Below are 14,574 nucleotides of genomic sequence, written 5' to 3'. Positions count from 1 at the left end.
AGGGCCCGGCACGAAGGTGCCCGTCTGACGCCCGCTGGGGGATGTCAGACGGGCATCGGCGTTTCCCCACTAGACTGGATCGGAAAACAATTCGAACTTTGCAGGGGAGATCCATGGCTGCGATCAACCGTGACGACGTCGCGCATCTCGCGCGGCTCGCTCACATCGAGATGAGTGCCGAAGAGCTGGACAGGATGGCCGGCGAACTTGCCGTCATCGTCGATTCGGTCAAGTCCGTCAGCGAGGCCGCAGGGGATGACGTCCCGGCGACCTCCCACCCCATCCCGCTGACCAACGTCTTCCGCGACGACGTCGTGGGACACACCTTCACGGCTGAACAGGCACTCTCCGGCGCCCCGGATTCCGATGACAACCGTTTCAAGGTCCCGGCCATCCTGGATGAGGCATAACCATGACTGAACAGAACTCCACCGGCGTCAGCGCCGAAACCCTGATCCGCCTTTCCGCCGCGCAGCTCGCTGAGAAGCTGGCTGCCGGCGAGGTCACCGCCGTCCAGGCCACCCAGGCTTACCTTGACCGCATCGCCGCCGTGGACGGACAGGTCCACGCGTTCCTGCACGTTAACGCGGAGGAAGCGCTGGCCGTCGCCGCCGAGGTGGACGCCATCCGCGCCGCAGGCGGCGCTGAGGCAGAAGCCCTGCACGTCCTGGCCGGCGTCCCCATCGCCGTCAAGGACCTCATCGTCACCATCGGCCAACCCACCACTGCCGGTTCCAAGATCCTAGAAGGCTGGCACAGCCCGTACGACGCCACCGTCGTCGAGCGCCTGCGCGCGGCCAAGATGCCGATCCTTGGCAAGACCAACCTGGACGAGTTCGCCATGGGCTCCTCCACCGAGCACTCCGCCTATGGACCCACACGCAACCCTTGGGACCTGGACCGGATCCCGGGCGGCTCCGGCGGCGGTTCGGCTGCGGCCGTTGCCGCCTTCGAGGCCCCGCTGGCGCTCGGCACGGACACCGGCGGATCCATCCGCCAGCCCGGCGCCGTCACCGGCACGGTCGGCGTCAAGCCCACCTACGGCAGTGTCTCCCGCTACGGTGCCATCGCCATGGCGTCCTCCCTGGACCAGATCGGCCCCGTGACCCGCACCGTCCTGGACTCCGCCCTGCTGCACCAGGTCATCGGCGGCCATGACCCCCGCGACTCCACCTCCCTGCCGGAACCGCTGGCTGACCTCGTTGCCGCGGCGAAGACCGGCAACGTCGAGGGCCTGCGGATCGGCATCATCAAGGAACTGCACGGCGAGGGCTACCAGGCCGGCGTCGAGAACCGTTTCAACGATGCCCTGGAGCTGCTGAAGGATGCCGGCGCCGAGATCGTGGAGGTCTCCTGCCCCAACTTCCAGTACGCCTTGGGGGCCTACTACCTGATCATGCCGTCCGAGGCCTCCTCCAACCTGGCCAAGTTCGACGGCGTCCGGTACGGCCTGCGGGTCCTCCCGGAGGACGGTCCCATGACCATTGAACGCGTCATGGGCGCCACCCGCGCCGCCGGCTTCGGCGACGAGGTCAAGCGCCGCATCATCCTGGGCACGTACGCCCTTTCCGCCGGCTACTACGACGCCTACTACGGCTCCGCCCAGAAGGTTCGCACGCTGGTCCAGCGGGATTTCGAGGCTGCGTTCGAGCAGGCCGACGTCCTGATCTCGCCCACCGCCCCCACCACGGCCTTCCCGCTCGGCGAAAAACTGGACGACCCCCTGGCCATGTACCTCAACGACGTCGCCACCATCCCGGCGAACCTCGCCGGCGTTCCGGGACTGTCCCTGCCCGGCGGCCTGGCAGACGAGGACGGCCTGCCCGTGGGCATCCAGCTGCTGGCCCCCGCCCGCGAGGACGCCCGCCTCTACCGGGTGGGTGCTGTCCTGGAATCCCTGCTGGAAGCCAAGTGGGGCGGCCCGCTGCTGGCCCAGGCTCCCGCGCTGGGCGCTGAATCCCTCGAAACCCAGGAGGCAAAATAATGAGCACCGACGAAATCCTGAGCTTCGAAGAGGCCATGGACAAATACGATCCCGTCCTGGGGTTCGAGGTCCACGTGGAGCTCAACACCAAGACCAAGATGTTCTCCTCCGCGCCCAACGCCTTCGGTGACGAGCCGAACACCAACGTCAACGAGGTGGACCTGGGTATGCCCGGCGTCCTGCCCGTTGTGAACCGGACGGCCATCGAGTCCTCCATTAAGATCGGCCTGGCACTGAACTGCACGATCGCCGAATCCTGCCGGTTCGCCCGGAAGAACTACTTCTACCCGGATACGCCCAAGAACTTCCAGACCTCGCAGTATGACGAGCCCATCGCGTACGACGGCTACCTGGATATCGAACTCGAAGACGGCACGGTGTTCCGCGTGGAGATCGAGCGCGCGCACATGGAAGAGGACGCCGGAAAGCTGACGCACATGGGCGGCGCCACCGGCCGCATCCAGGGCGCCGACTTCTCCCTGGTGGACTACAACCGTGCAGGCGTGCCGCTGGTGGAAATTGTCACCAAGCCCATCGAGGGTGCTGGCTCCCGCGCCCCCGAGCTCGCCAAGGCTTACGTGGCCGCCATCCGCGAGATCGTCAAGAACCTCGGTGTCTCAGATGCAAAGATGGAACGCGGCAACGTCCGTTGCGACGCCAACGTCTCGCTCCGCCCGCACGGCCGCGAACGCTTCGGCATCCGCTCCGAAACCAAGAACGTGAACTCGCTGCGCGCCGTGGAACACGCCGTGCGCTACGAGATCCAGCGCCACGCCGCCGTCCTGGACGCAGGAATCCCGGTGGTCCAGGAAACCCGCCACTGGCACGAGGACACCCGAACCACCACCTCGGGCCGGCCCAAGTCCGACGCCGACGACTACCGCTACTTCCCGGAACCGGACCTGGTTCCTGTGGTTGCTTCGCGGGAATGGGTTGAGGAACTCCGTGCCACGCTGCCCGAGCCGCCGGCTGAACGCCGGAAGCGGCTCAAGGCCGACTGGGGCTACTCGGACCTGGAATTCCGCGACGTCGTCAACGCCGGCGTCATGGACGAGATCGAGGAGACCATCGCCGCCGGGGCTTCCGCCTCCGTTGCCCGCAAGTGGTGGATGGGCGAGATCGTCGGCCGCGCCAAGGCAGCCGATGTCGACCCCGGCCAGCTGGGCGTCGAGGCCGGCACCGTGGTGGAGCTGAGCCGCATGGTGGAGGCCGGCAAGATCAACAACAAGATGGCCTCCCAGGTGCTGGACGGCGTGCTCGCCGGCGAAGGCACCCCGGAAGAGATCGTCGAAAAGCGCGGCCTCGCCGTTGTGTCCGACGACGGACCCCTCCTGGAAGCCATCGACGCCGCACTGGCCGCACAGCCCGACGTCGCGGACAAGATCCGCGCCGGCAAGGTCCAGGCCGTCGGCGCGATCGTGGGCGGGGTCATGAAGGCCACCCGCGGCCAGGCCGACGCCGGCCGCGTCAAGGAACTGATCCTGGAGCGCCTCGGCGTCGAGGGCTAAGTCTCCCTGATTTAACCCAACTGGGTCGCAATAGATGTCGTTTTGAGCGCCCATAACGACATTAACTGCGACCCAGTTGGGCTTTAAGTACTCAGGTGCCACCGGCCGCAAAGTACCCGTGGCTGCGCGGGCGGGGCGGAATTACACTGGAGCCCACAGGGCACGGGTGGGAGATGCCCTGGCAGTGCTGCGGAAGGAACAAGCATGGTCCGGGACCCATTAAAAATGCGCAAGGCAATGCTGGCCGGGGCGGTGGCCTTGGCCCTTTCCGGAACCGGGGCGGCCCTCGCCTGGTCGGCCACCGGGACGCCAACGCCGTCCCCCTCACAGGCGGCGCCCACCCCCTCCCAGGCCGCACCGGGCAAGCAGAAGGCACCGGGGCAGCAAAAAGCGCCCGGCCAACAGAAGGCACCCGGGCAGCAGAAGTCCCAGCGTGCCCAGCCGCTGCACGGTGAGGCAGTGGTCAAGCAGCCCGATGGAACCTTCCAAACCGTCCTTGAACAGCGCGGAACATTGGAGTCCGTCAGCGACTCCGCCATCACCGTCAAGAGCGAGGACGGCTTCATCCAGTCCTACACCGTCAACTCGGACACCAAGATCACCAAACTTCCCGCGGCTGACGATGGTGTGGGCCGCAAGCCGGCAGACGGAACGACGGCGGACATCGCCACCGGCGACACCGTGCGCGTGGCCGGCGTAAAGGACGGGGACAAAGCCACCGCCAAGCGGATCGTCGACGGTGCCGGTGACGGGCCGGGCTTGGGGCGTGGTCATGGCATGGGCCACAAGATGGGTGCGGGCAACCAGCAGGATGGCGAGGGGGCGTAGCTGCGCCGGTCCGGCCAAACCTGCCTCGGGCCGATGGCGGCTGCCTACCCCTGCTTCACCAGCCCGGCCATGATGTCCTCCAGGGCCTCACAGACCAGCACTACGGCCCGCCGCTTGAGGTTTTCCGGCCTGGCCAGCAGGTCGATCCGCCGGCGCGTGCTGATGCCTTCGAGCGGGCGCAGGACAATGTCCGGATTCAGGACCGGCCCGGCGGTGTACCTGGGCAGCAGCCCCACCACGCCGCCCGCGGCCACCAGGGCAGCCACCGTGGAGTAGTCGTTGATGCGGTGGACGATGTTCGGTTCCCGGCTGGAGACGGCCGCGACGGCGGAGAGCACGTCGGCGGGGGAGTAGCCGGGGTGGCTGGTCACCCAGGCTTCGGCGCCGACGTCGTGCACCGTGACGGTGTCCTGCCGGGCCAGGGGGTGCCCGGCAGGGAGTGCCACGTCCAGCGGCTCGTGGGCCAGCGGGATCACGGCGACGCGCTCGGTGGGCCAGCGGGGGCTGTGGTCCATGCGGTGCGCCAGTACGAGGTCGTACCGGGCGGTGAGGGCCGGGAAGTCCTGCTGGGCAACATCCTCGTCGGAGAGCTCGATCCGCGGATGTCCGGGCTGGTCCAGTATTCGTGCCAGCGGGCCAAAGAGGGCCTGCCCCGCGCTGTGGAACCCACTGATGGTGACCCGGCCGGCGGGTGAACCGTGGTAGGTGCCAAGCGCCCCACGGGCATCGGCCATGGCGCTGACGACGGCGGCGCCGGCGTCGGCGAGGACCTGGCCGGCTTCGGTCAGTACCAGGTTCCGGCCCTCCTTGCGCGTCAACGGTACGTCCACCGTCCGTTGCAGGTGCGCCAGTTGTTGCGATACCGCCGACGGGGTGACCATGAGGGTGTCGGCCACCGCCTTCACGCTTCCCAGCGCCCCGAGTTCGCGGAGGATTTCCAGCTGATGTATTTCCACTCCGCCAGTGTATCCATTAGGAAAATCTAAATCGTCGATTGAGAAGATTCCTGTTGTGCTAATGCTTTTCCGGGGCTTCAATGAGGAGGAGACCAACCCCGCTGATCTGAATGTCAAGAAGTAAGGACGCCAATGAAGGCCCTGTACAAGGCCGGCCCGCATGCCGGTTTCGAACTCGTCGACCGGCCGGAACCCACGGCGGGTCCGGCCGACGTCAAGATCCGCGTGATGACCACCGGGATCTGTGGAACCGACCTCCACATCCAGTCCTGGGACGCCTGGGCGCAGGGCATGATCGAGGCTCCGCTCATCGCCGGCCACGAGTTCTATGGTGAGGTGGTGGAGGTGGGCGAGGACGTCCGCGAGGTCAAGGTGGGAGACCGTGTCTCCGGCGAAGGACATGTGGTCTGCGGTATCTGCCGCAACTGCCGTGCCGGGCGCCGGCAGATGTGCATCCACACGGTCAGCGTGGGAGTCCAGCGGGACGGCGCCTTCGCGGAATACGTGGTTATTCCGGAGACCAACGTCTGGGTCCACCATGACCCCTCGGTCACTCCCGAGCTCGGCGCCATCTTCGACCCTTTCGGCAACGCCGTCCACACCGCGCTGAGCTTCCCCCTGGTGGGCGAAGACGTGCTCATCACCGGCGCAGGTCCCATCGGCCTGATGGCCATCGCTGTCGCCCGCCACGCCGGCGCGCGCAAGATCGCCATCACGGATGTCTCCGTGCCGCGGCTGGAACTGGCCAAGAAGCTGGGCGCCGACCTCGCCATCGATGTCTCCACCACCCGCGTCCGCGATGCCCAACGTGAGCTGGGCATGCGGGAGGGGTTCGACATCGGAATGGAAATGTCCGGCCACCCCTCCGCCCTGCCTGAGATGATCGACAACATGAACCACGGCGGCCGGATCGCCATGCTGGGCCTGCCCAGCCAGGACATCACCATCGACTGGGGCAAGGTGGTCACCCACATGCTCACGCTCAAAGGCATCTACGGCCGCGAGATGTACGAAACCTGGTACGCCATGAGCGCCATGCTCTCCTCCAACCCGGTGCTGCACGCCGGAATCTCCGCCGTGGTCACGGACACGCTGGCTGCCACGGACTGGGAAAAGGGCTTCGACATTGCCCGCAGCGGCGTGGGCGGAAAAGTTGTCCTCGACTGGACCCGACTGTAAGGAACCCCCATGTACACCTCCATCAAGGACCAGCTCCGCGGCGAGCTGGACGATATCCGCACCGCGGGGCTCTACAAGACCGAACGCACCATCAGCTCCCCGCAGTCCAGCCACATCACCGCGGGGCAGATCGGCGCTCCGGGTACCGACGTGCTGAACTTCTGTGCCAACAACTACCTGGGCCTCGCCGACCATCCGGACATCATCAGCGCGGCCAAGGCCGCCATGGATGAGCGCGGGTTCGGCATGGCCAGCGTCCGGTTCATCTGCGGCACCCAGGACCTGCACCTTGACCTCGAAGCCAGGGTCTCGGCATTCCTCGGGACCGAGGACACCATCTTGTTCTCCAGCTGCTTCGACGCCAACGGCGGCGTCTTCGAGTCCCTCCTCGGCCCGGACGACGCTGTCATTTCAGACGCCCTCAACCACGCCTCCATCATCGACGGCATCCGCCTGTGCAAGGCCCGCCGCTACCGTTACGCCAACCAGGACATGGCCGAGCTCGAGGCCCGCCTCCAGGAGGCCCAGGACGCGCGGCGGACGCTGATCGTCACCGACGGCGTGTTCTCCATGGACGGTTTCCTCGCCCCGCTCGAGGCAATCTGCGACCTCGCCGAAAAATACGGTGCCATGGTGATGGTGGACGATTCCCATGCGGTGGGCTTCATGGGGGCAACCGGCGCGGGCACACCGGAGCATGCAGGAGTTTCGGACCGGGTGGACATCTACACGGGAACCTTCGGCAAGGCCCTTGGCGGCGCGTCCGGTGGTTACGTTTCCGGCCGCGGCGAGATCGTGGCCATGCTGCGGCAAAAAGCACGCCCGTACCTGTTCTCCAACTCGCTGGCGCCCGCCATTGTGGCCGCGACGCTCACAGCGCTTGACCTCGTGGAGAATTCCGCGGAGCTGCGGCGCCGGTTGTTCGAGAACGCCGCGCAGTTCCGCCGCAGGATGACCGAGGAAGGCTTCGACCTGCTCCCGGGCGAGCACGCGATCGTGCCCGTCATGTTTGGTGACGCAGTGGTGGCGGCCAAGGTGGCGGACCGGATGCTGCAGCACGGCGTCTTCGTCACCGCGTTCAGCTTTCCAGTGGTCCCGCGGGGTGCCGCCCGGATCCGGGTGCAGTTGTCCGCCGCGCATTCAGCGGACGACGTCGAAGCGTGCGTCCGTGCGTTCGTCGCCAGCCGTGCCGAGGCGGCAGCCTAAAGGGCAGCGCCGCCGGGCATGAACTCTGCGAGGATGGACCAATGGCAGCACATTACGATGTCCTGATCGTGGGCGGCGGCATTGCCGGCCTGTCCTTGGCGTCCGCGCTGGCGGGGCGTTGCAGCGTTGCGCTGGTGGAGGCGGAGCAGGAGTTGGCGTACCACACGTCCTCCCGCTCCGCCCGCCAGCTCATTCCCAGTTACGGGCCTCCCGTGGTGCAGGAACTCACCGTCCGGACCCTCGAACTCCTTGCTGCCCGCGATAGGGACCTGCCGGAGCCGGTCCTGACGCCGCGCAGTTTCTTGCTGATCGGCTCGGAGTCCGAGGTGGCGTCCGAGGCGAGCGGACACATGCAGCCGATCACGGTGGACCGTGCCCTCGAACTGTGTCCGGCGCTCCTGCCGGGAACCTTTACCGCCGCCGGACTGGATACTGGTTCCTTCGGCTGCAACGCGCCGGTCCTGTTGGAGGACCACCGCAAGAGGGCGCTCGCCGCCGGGGCGGACATCATCACGGGCGCCCGCGTCCATTCGGCCCAGCGGCTGGGTTCGGGGTGGCAGGTCGGTGCCGGAACCGAGGGTTTTGAGGCCGGCGTCCTGGTCAACGCGGCCGGTGCCTGGGCGGACGAGTTCGCCGTGCTTAGCGGCGTTGAAAAGCTCGGCCTGCAGCCGTACCGGCGCACTGCGGCGATCGCCGCCGTCGAACGCCCCCTGCCTGAACGCAGCCCCATGGTGGCTGCGGCAGACAACTCGTTCTACTTCCGCCGCGACGGCGGAGACGTGCTGATTTCCCCCTCCGAATCGGTGCCGAGTGGCCCCGAGGATGCGCGTCCGCGGCCGGGCGACGTGGAACGACTGGTGGAGACGCTCAACGCCTTCACCAGCTTGGGGATCACGGCAATCCGGCGGGCTTGGACTGGCCTGCGCACCGAAGCGGCCGACGGGGTGCCGGTGGCGGGCTTCGACGCCGAAGCGCCAGGGTTCTATTGGCTCGCGGGGCAGGGCGGCTACGGATTCCAGACCTCCGCAGCCATGGCGGAGCTGGCGGCTGAGCAGATTCTCGCCGGGCAAGCCGATCGCGGCGACGCGGGCAGGGCGGGTCCGGCATCCCGGACAGCGCAGGCACTGGCTGCCACCCGCTGGTCCATTCGACGCTGAAGAATGGTTCCATGAGCACCCTGATCACCAATATCGCCGAGCTGATGACGCAGGACCTTGATCACCGGGTCCTGAAGGACGCCGCCGTGGTGGTTGAAGGGGAACGGATCTCATGGATCGGCGCGGCAGCGGATGCACCCGCCGCGGACGACGCGGTCGATGCCGGCGGGCGGGCCATGCTGCCGGGATGGGTGGACTCCCACAGCCACTTGCTGTTTGCCGGTGACCGCACGGCCGAATTCGAAGCCCGTATGGCCGGTGAGGCCTACGCGGCCGGGGGCATCGCCGTCACCATGGATGCCACCAGGGCCACCTCCGATTTTGACCTCACGCGCCTGGCCATGGGCCGGGTGGGTGAGGCCGTCTCGCAGGGGACCACCTACCTGGAGACGAAGACCGGGTACGGCCTGGACATTGACAATGAGGCCAGGAGCGCCCGGATCGCGTCCACAGTGGCAGACCAGGTGACTTACCTTGGTGCACATCTGGTTCCTTCCGGCCAGGATGCCGAAGCCTACACCGACCTTGTCTGCGGGCCGATGCTGGACGCCGTCCTCCCGTACGTCCAGTGGGCCGACGTGTTCTGCGAAGAGGGCGCGTTTACGGCTGAACAGTCCCGCCGCGTGCTGACGGCCTGCCGCGACGCCGGACTGGGCCTGCGCGTGCACGGCAACCAGTTGGGCGAAGGTCCGGGCGTGCAACTTGCCGTCGAGCTGGGCGCCGCCAGCGTGGACCACGTGAACTACCTCTCCGGGCAGGACGTGAAGTCCCTTGCTGCTTCATGGTCCGGGTGGGACCCCGCCACCGGCACAGGTGAGCGGGGCACTGTGGCCACCTGCCTCCCCGCGTGCGACCTGTCCACCCGCCAGCCGCTGGCACCTGCCCGGGCCCTCCTGGATGCGGGCGTCCAGGTGGCGTTGGCCTCCAACTGCAATCCGGGCACGTCCTACACCAGCTCCATGGCGTTTTGCGTGACCACTGCCGTTCTCCAGATGCACCTGAGCGTGCACGAGGCCGTCCGCGCTGCTACCTACGGCGGTGCCTTGGCGCTGCACCGGGAGGCGGGGCGTGACGCCGATGGCGGACGGGCCGTGGGATCGATCGCCGTCGGCCACCGGGCCGACCTCCACCTGCTCAACGCACCCTCCGCCACCCACCTCGCTTACCGCCCCGGCATGCCGCTGACGTACGCTGTGTGGCGGGCCGGAGTGCGGGCGAGGTAAACATCGCCGGAAATTTGATTGTTCTTGATTGTTTACCCCGGGTTATAATCAGAAAACGTCATCCGGTGGGGTGGCTGGTGTACTGAAAGGTCCCCTGCATGACGCGAACTGATCGGCTGACGGCGATTCTTGACCTCCTGGCCAAGACCGGCCAAGTGGAAGTTGACGAGATCGTCAGCACGCTAAATGTTTCTCCGGCCACTGCCCGCCGCGACCTGGACAGCCTTGCCAAGCGCCGGCTGCTTACCCGGACCCGCGGCGGCGCCACCACGGGTGCATTGGCGTACGACCTGCCCGGACGCTACAACCGTGACGACCACGCGGAGGCCAAGGAACAAATCGCGCAATGTGCGTCCGCCCTGATCCGGCCGGGAGCGGTTATTGGCCTGTGCGGGGGGACTACCAGCACAGCCCTGGCGCAGATTCTGGCGACGCGAGAGGACCTGAACGCCCCGTCCAACCAGCCAACCCTCACCGTGGTCACCAACGCCATCAACATTGCCGGCCAACTGGCAGTGCGGCCCAACATCAAGGTGATGGTCACCGGGGGCATCCTCAACCCGCGCTCCTACGAGCTGGTGGGACCCTATACGGACATCATTATGCAAAAAGTGGTGCTCGACATCGCCTTCATCGGCGTCAACGGCATCGACCCCGAAGTGGGACCCACCAACACCGGCGAAGGGGAGGCTTCGGTCAACGCGCTGCTCGCCAGCCGGGCCCGGGTCTCCTACGTCCTGGCCGACTCCTCGAAAGTGGGTGTCCGGGCCTTCGCCACCATGGACGGCTACGACTTCACCCGGCTCATCACCGATTCCGGCATCTCCGCGCGCGACAAGGCGGCCTTCGAAGCCCGGGGCACGGAAGTGATTATCGCTCCCGCCTGACACCCCCCCATCTGGTGTGCGCGCGGCTCGCCCGGCTTCTGATGTCCTGCCTGGATCCTTGGCGTCGCCCAGGCTTGTGGTCCACACGGCCGCTCCATCAGCCCGGATCCAGAAACTGAGGGCAAGATGGGAACATGCTGGTTCCCTCCCGCCGTCGCCTGCGGCTCGAAGTCTGGATCGTCCTGGGCCTGTCCCTCGGCCAGTCGGCTGTCTACTCTGTGGTGCAGCTGCTGGACAAAATGACCCGTGCGCCGCTGGCGGAGGGTACCTCCACGCTGAACCGGTCGCAGAGTACGCGGGAGTACTTCGACCTGACCTACCAGTTGCTGGACATCATCTTTGCGCTGGTTCCCGTGCTGCTGGTCCTCTACTTCCTCACGGACCAGCGGCAGGCTGCCCCGGGCGACGCCGGTCAATCAGGTTCGGCATTCCGGAAACTTGGGTTTAACTTCGCGCGGCCCGGAACGGACCTGCTCCAGGGCCTGGGGCTGGCGGCCCTGATCGGGATCCCGTCGCTGGGGCTGTACGCCGCCGGCCGTGCGTTGGGAATCACGACCGCGATCATCCCCAGCGCGCTCGACGCCTACTGGTGGACGGTGCCGGTCCTGATCCTGTCCGCGATAAGGCACGCGGTCCTTGAAGAAGTTATTGTGGTGGGCTACCTCTTGGACCGCTTCGGCAAGTTCGGTTGGAGCACACCTCTCGCCATCGCCGTCAGTTCTTTGCTCCGCGGCAGCTATCACCTCTACCAGGGCTTCGGGCCATTTATTGGCAACGCCATTATGGGGGTGGTTTTCGCCTGGCTGTATACCCGAACGCGACGGGTCATGCCATTGGTCATTGCCCATGCGCTGCTGGACATCGTGGCGTTCGTCGGCTTCAGCCTCTTTGGCAAGGCTGTGGGGCTGGGCTAGGAGTGGGGCATTAGCCTCGGCGGCTCAACCAGTACATGTGCTGTCACATCAGCGACAACAGCAACGGCCACTCTGCTTGCGGGTCCGGTGGCAACACGAACGGTTCCGCGTGGAAGTCGTCCCAGAGGGAGTCAGTAGCGCAAAGGTCGTCCGGATCCAGCAGGTTGTCCCCGTCAGGCTCCTGTGTTTCCGGATCATCCATTTCCAGATCCGGCCACGCCGGAACTTCGGCAAGCGGCAGGGTTCCTGGTGGCCAGTGGGTTGGTTGGGGGTCGGGTTGTTCGGGTTTGTAGTGTCGGCCGGTGGGTGAGGTCCAGCCGGGTGGTTCATATTTGGTGGCTGGGTCGGGGGTCCAGGCGCTGCGGTGTTTGAGCCGGTGGTGCCTCGGGCACAGTTGGGCCAGGTTCTGGGCGTCGGTGGTGCCGCCGTGGTGCCAGGCGGTGAGGTGGTCGGTGTCGTTGTCGGGGGTGTGGTTGGTGCAGCCGGGGAAGGTGCATTTGGCGTCCCGCAGCCGGATCCATTTCTTGATGGTTTCGGGGAGCCGGTAGCGGGTGCGGCCGATCTCCAGGGGCGCCCCGTCGCGCGGGTCCACCAGGACCCGGTAGAACGATTCCGCCCCGCCGGCGACGAGCCTCCGGGCCATGGACGCCGGGACTGGCCCGAATCCGTCCAGCAGCGCGGGTTCCTCGGTGAGGCCGAGCAGGGAGAACACCGGGACCGTGACCAGGACATCGGCCCGGGGTGTGGGGATCTTGCCGATGTCAGTGGAAGCACATCCCGGACCTGCGTCATTACCGGCACCAGCAGCCGCGACGGCGGGGTTGACGGCGGGCTGCAGCCCGGCGCCGAGGAGCAGGGACGCGGCGACGTCGGCGCGCAGCTGGGTGAGGGTCCGGGGCTCGTCGGGGTTTTGGAGGCCGCGGGCGGTGGCGGTGCTGCGGTTCCAGATCGCGCATGCGGTGTCCCCGGGCAGGTAGAGCGACACCCAGGCCATGCCGTCCCGGCCCGGAGCGTAATCCATCCGCCGGTCCGCCACCCCCTTCACATGCCGTTTCTCCAAGGACTCAGGGTGGTGGCGTTCCCGCCAGGCCCGGACCTTCGCCCGGAACCTGGACGGGACAAGGTCACCGGGCGCGGCACCCCGGGCCGGGTTGGGCACGTCGGGGTCGAAGAAATGCGCCACCAACCCAGCCGCCACGGCAGGGCCCAAACCCTCGGTCTCGTCCGCCACAATCCGCGCGTGCAGCCACGACACCGCACCCGCAGCCAAGGCCTCAAACACAAGTGGCAGCGAACAGACCCGCCGCGACTGCTCCACCAACGCCCCCGCCGCCCCCGAACTAATGGTCAGGACCGCGGCGATCTCCTCCACCGCGGACATCTCCGCAAACGTGCACTCATAAACCGGAGCATCCGGCGGAAGCAGAGCATGCTGCAACCCGACGCAGTCCGCCACATCCCGCGCCTTCACCGCCGCCAGCTGCGCCTCCAACCGGGCCACGAGCTCCAGCCGCTCCAAACACAACCCGTACCGGCGCTGCAACACATCCACGCCAGCACCAACATGAGCGCCGGAAGCGAGGGAAGCGTCCTCGAGAACCAGCCCGCTCAGGGCAGCAACAGAGGCAGAAACACCCTCCATCACCACCGCCAGATCCGCACCGATTCCCATAAAACCATCATCCAGCGAGGGTCTGACATTTATGGATGAGGCCTGTGGTTCACTGCCCCTTGCGGAAAATTCAGCGGTCCTCCCCGGTGACTTTTAAATGAATTCGGCCGCCATCGGGTGGTGACGCCGTTGTCACCACCCGATGGCGGCCGAAGCTGTTTGGGCGCAGGCCCGTAGGACCCCTCTTCGGAGATAAGCCGGAGAGCGGGAGGGAGAATCAGATAGTGACGGCCCCGTTTGCGGTTTCAAACGTGACGGACAGAATGCCGGGAGTTCCGTGCGGGGCCACCCACTCGACCGCAACGTCCTCAAGCGGCTTCTCGACCGGCTCGCCCAGCCACTCGGTTACCCGGGACGCGGAGCCGGCAATGGTCAGGCAGCTCATCTTGAGGTTGCTCTCGTAGGCGTTGGAGGGGTGCAGGGACGGGTCGCCTTCCCATTTGAGCATGTAGGGGACCTGGGGGTCTGCAATAAGGCCCAGGATGCCAATCTGCTTCCAAACGAGTTCACGGCCGTCCGGGAACTTGCGGTTGCCGTTCACGGCAGCGCGGCCCAGGCGTTCCTCGAACGGGGCAAGGTCGTCCACTTCAACGCACCAGCCCATCCAGCCGCCGCCCGCAGCGGAACGGGCACGCACTGCCTGTCCGAATGGTGCCTTATCCGAAGCCGGGTGGTCCAGGACCTCCACAACTTCGAGGTACTTGTGCCCGGCGAGGGGAATGATCATATTCCGGGTGCCGAACCGGGGGTGGACCCCGCCCTTCACTGCCTCAACGCCGAGGGCAGTTGAAATACGTTCGGTAGTGGCCGCGAGGCCATCGTGTTCACAGGCGTAAGAGACGTGATCCATGCGCATGGCAACATCTTGGCACTTTGTGATCGGGCTCTCAGCTAAGGGTACCCTTACTTGGATTTTAGCGGCCGGCCGTGGTCAAAGTCCGGCCCGGCAGCCCGGCCTAACCGCCGATGTAGTAGCCGGAGGTGTCGGCGATGAGGTGGACGGTGCCGTTGGAGTTGTTGGTCAGGGCGATGGTTCCGTCGGCGGCGACGGGGGTGATGA

The 14,574-nt window shown here is 66.7% G+C and carries 13 protein-coding genes; 10 read left to right on the top strand and 3 right to left on the bottom strand.

The genetic code is table 11. The features are described from left to right. The first annotated feature begins 113 nt into the window (after positions 1 to 113). From gatC to ACFVVC_RS13450, 4 genes are all read left to right on the top strand, one after another. Positions 114 to 410, top strand: a complete 297-nt coding sequence (gatC, locus tag ACFVVC_RS13465; RefSeq protein WP_018763018.1) for an Asp-tRNA(Asn)/Glu-tRNA(Gln) amidotransferase subunit GatC — start codon at positions 114 to 116, stop codon at positions 408 to 410. 2 nt (positions 411 to 412) lie between these two features. After that, complete coding sequence (gatA, locus tag ACFVVC_RS13460) at positions 413 to 1,984, top strand: Asp-tRNA(Asn)/Glu-tRNA(Gln) amidotransferase subunit GatA (RefSeq protein WP_387453933.1); 1,572 nt, start codon at positions 413 to 415, stop codon at positions 1,982 to 1,984. Continuing rightward, positions 1,984 to 3,492 carry an Asp-tRNA(Asn)/Glu-tRNA(Gln) amidotransferase subunit GatB gene (gene gatB / locus ACFVVC_RS13455; protein WP_387453930.1) on the top strand — a complete coding sequence of 503 codons (1,509 nt, stop codon included), beginning with the start codon at positions 1,984 to 1,986 and terminating at the stop codon, positions 3,490 to 3,492. Before gatA ends, gatB begins: the two co-directional genes overlap by 1 nt. 225 nt (positions 3,493 to 3,717) lie before the next feature. After that, positions 3,718 to 4,320 carry a hypothetical protein gene (locus tag ACFVVC_RS13450; RefSeq protein WP_387453927.1) on the top strand — a complete coding sequence of 201 codons (603 nt, stop codon included), beginning with the start codon at positions 3,718 to 3,720 and terminating at the stop codon, positions 4,318 to 4,320. Positions 4,321 to 4,364: 44 nt separating this feature from the next. On the opposite strand, the gene ACFVVC_RS13445 is transcribed toward ACFVVC_RS13450, so the two are convergent. After that, the gene (locus ACFVVC_RS13445) at positions 4,365 to 5,276 is read right to left on the bottom strand and encodes a LysR family transcriptional regulator (protein WP_387453924.1); all 912 of its coding nucleotides are present in this window, start codon (positions 5,274 to 5,276) and stop codon (positions 4,365 to 4,367) included. Positions 5,277 to 5,408: 132 nt separating this feature from the next. On the opposite strand from ACFVVC_RS13445, the gene tdh reads away from it, so the two are divergent. From tdh to ACFVVC_RS13415, 6 genes are all read left to right on the top strand, one after another. Beyond that, entirely contained in the window at positions 5,409 to 6,455 is a 1,047-nt protein-coding gene (gene tdh / locus ACFVVC_RS13440; protein WP_387453921.1) for an L-threonine 3-dehydrogenase, read from the top strand. Between the two features lie 9 nt (positions 6,456 to 6,464). Then, complete coding sequence (locus ACFVVC_RS13435) at positions 6,465 to 7,661, top strand: glycine C-acetyltransferase (protein ID WP_387453918.1); 1,197 nt, start codon at positions 6,465 to 6,467, stop codon at positions 7,659 to 7,661. A 41-nt stretch (positions 7,662 to 7,702) separates the two neighbouring features. Further along, a complete protein-coding gene (locus ACFVVC_RS13430; protein WP_387453915.1) occupies positions 7,703 to 8,818 on the top strand; it encodes an NAD(P)/FAD-dependent oxidoreductase in 1,116 nt (371 codons plus the stop codon). An 11-nt stretch (positions 8,819 to 8,829) separates the two neighbouring features. Continuing rightward, positions 8,830 to 10,041 carry an imidazolonepropionase gene (hutI, locus tag ACFVVC_RS13425; RefSeq protein WP_387453913.1) on the top strand — a complete coding sequence of 404 codons (1,212 nt, stop codon included), beginning with the start codon at positions 8,830 to 8,832 and terminating at the stop codon, positions 10,039 to 10,041. A 98-nt stretch (positions 10,042 to 10,139) separates the two neighbouring features. Then, positions 10,140 to 10,928 (top strand): DeoR/GlpR family DNA-binding transcription regulator, encoded by a 789-nt coding sequence (locus tag ACFVVC_RS13420; protein WP_387453911.1) that lies wholly within the window; start codon positions 10,140 to 10,142, stop codon positions 10,926 to 10,928. A gap of 134 nt (positions 10,929 to 11,062) precedes the next feature. After that, positions 11,063 to 11,842, top strand: a complete 780-nt coding sequence (locus tag ACFVVC_RS13415) for a CPBP family intramembrane glutamic endopeptidase (protein ID WP_387453908.1) — start codon at positions 11,063 to 11,065, stop codon at positions 11,840 to 11,842. A 43-nt stretch (positions 11,843 to 11,885) separates the two neighbouring features. On the opposite strand, the gene ACFVVC_RS13410 is transcribed toward ACFVVC_RS13415, so the two are convergent. Together ACFVVC_RS13410 and ACFVVC_RS13405 are read right to left on the bottom strand one after the other, a co-directional pair. Further along, positions 11,886 to 13,514, bottom strand: a complete 1,629-nt coding sequence (locus tag ACFVVC_RS13410; protein WP_387453905.1) for a DUF222 domain-containing protein — start codon at positions 13,512 to 13,514, stop codon at positions 11,886 to 11,888. 217 nt (positions 13,515 to 13,731) lie between these two features. Continuing rightward, positions 13,732 to 14,370, bottom strand: coding sequence for a VOC family protein (locus ACFVVC_RS13405; RefSeq protein WP_026265047.1), 639 nt, complete (start codon positions 14,368 to 14,370; stop codon positions 13,732 to 13,734). Between the last annotated feature and the right edge of the window lie 204 nt (positions 14,371 to 14,574).

The organism is Pseudarthrobacter sp. NPDC058196 (assembly GCF_042882685.1).
Lineage (GTDB): Bacteria > Actinomycetota > Actinomycetes > Actinomycetales > Micrococcaceae > Arthrobacter.
This window is presented reverse-complemented; position numbering and strand designations above follow the sequence as displayed.

Excerpts from the sequence above, each read along its gene's own strand:
- gatC (WP_018763018.1), top strand. The coding sequence starts at position 114 with ATGGCTGCGATCAACCGTGACGACGTCGCGCATCTCGCGCGGCTCGCT.
- gatA (WP_387453933.1), top strand. The coding sequence starts at position 413 with ATGACTGAACAGAACTCCACCGGCGTCAGCGCCGAAACCCTGATCCGC.
- gatB (WP_387453930.1), top strand. The coding sequence starts at position 1,984 with ATGAGCACCGACGAAATCCTGAGCTTCGAAGAGGCCATGGACAAATAC.
- ACFVVC_RS13450 (WP_387453927.1), top strand. The coding sequence starts at position 3,718 with ATGCGCAAGGCAATGCTGGCCGGGGCGGTGGCCTTGGCCCTTTCCGGA.
- tdh (WP_387453921.1), top strand. The coding sequence starts at position 5,409 with ATGAAGGCCCTGTACAAGGCCGGCCCGCATGCCGGTTTCGAACTCGTC.
- ACFVVC_RS13435 (WP_387453918.1), top strand. The coding sequence starts at position 6,465 with ATGTACACCTCCATCAAGGACCAGCTCCGCGGCGAGCTGGACGATATC.
- ACFVVC_RS13430 (WP_387453915.1), top strand. The coding sequence starts at position 7,703 with ATGGCAGCACATTACGATGTCCTGATCGTGGGCGGCGGCATTGCCGGC.
- hutI (WP_387453913.1), top strand. The coding sequence starts at position 8,830 with ATGAGCACCCTGATCACCAATATCGCCGAGCTGATGACGCAGGACCTT.
- ACFVVC_RS13420 (WP_387453911.1), top strand. The coding sequence starts at position 10,140 with ATGACGCGAACTGATCGGCTGACGGCGATTCTTGACCTCCTGGCCAAG.
- ACFVVC_RS13415 (WP_387453908.1), top strand. The coding sequence starts at position 11,063 with ATGCTGGTTCCCTCCCGCCGTCGCCTGCGGCTCGAAGTCTGGATCGTC.
- ACFVVC_RS13410 (WP_387453905.1), bottom strand. The coding sequence starts at position 13,514 with ATGGGAATCGGTGCGGATCTGGCGGTGGTGATGGAGGGTGTTTCTGCC.
- ACFVVC_RS13405 (WP_026265047.1), bottom strand. The coding sequence starts at position 14,370 with ATGCGCATGGATCACGTCTCTTACGCCTGTGAACACGATGGCCTCGCG.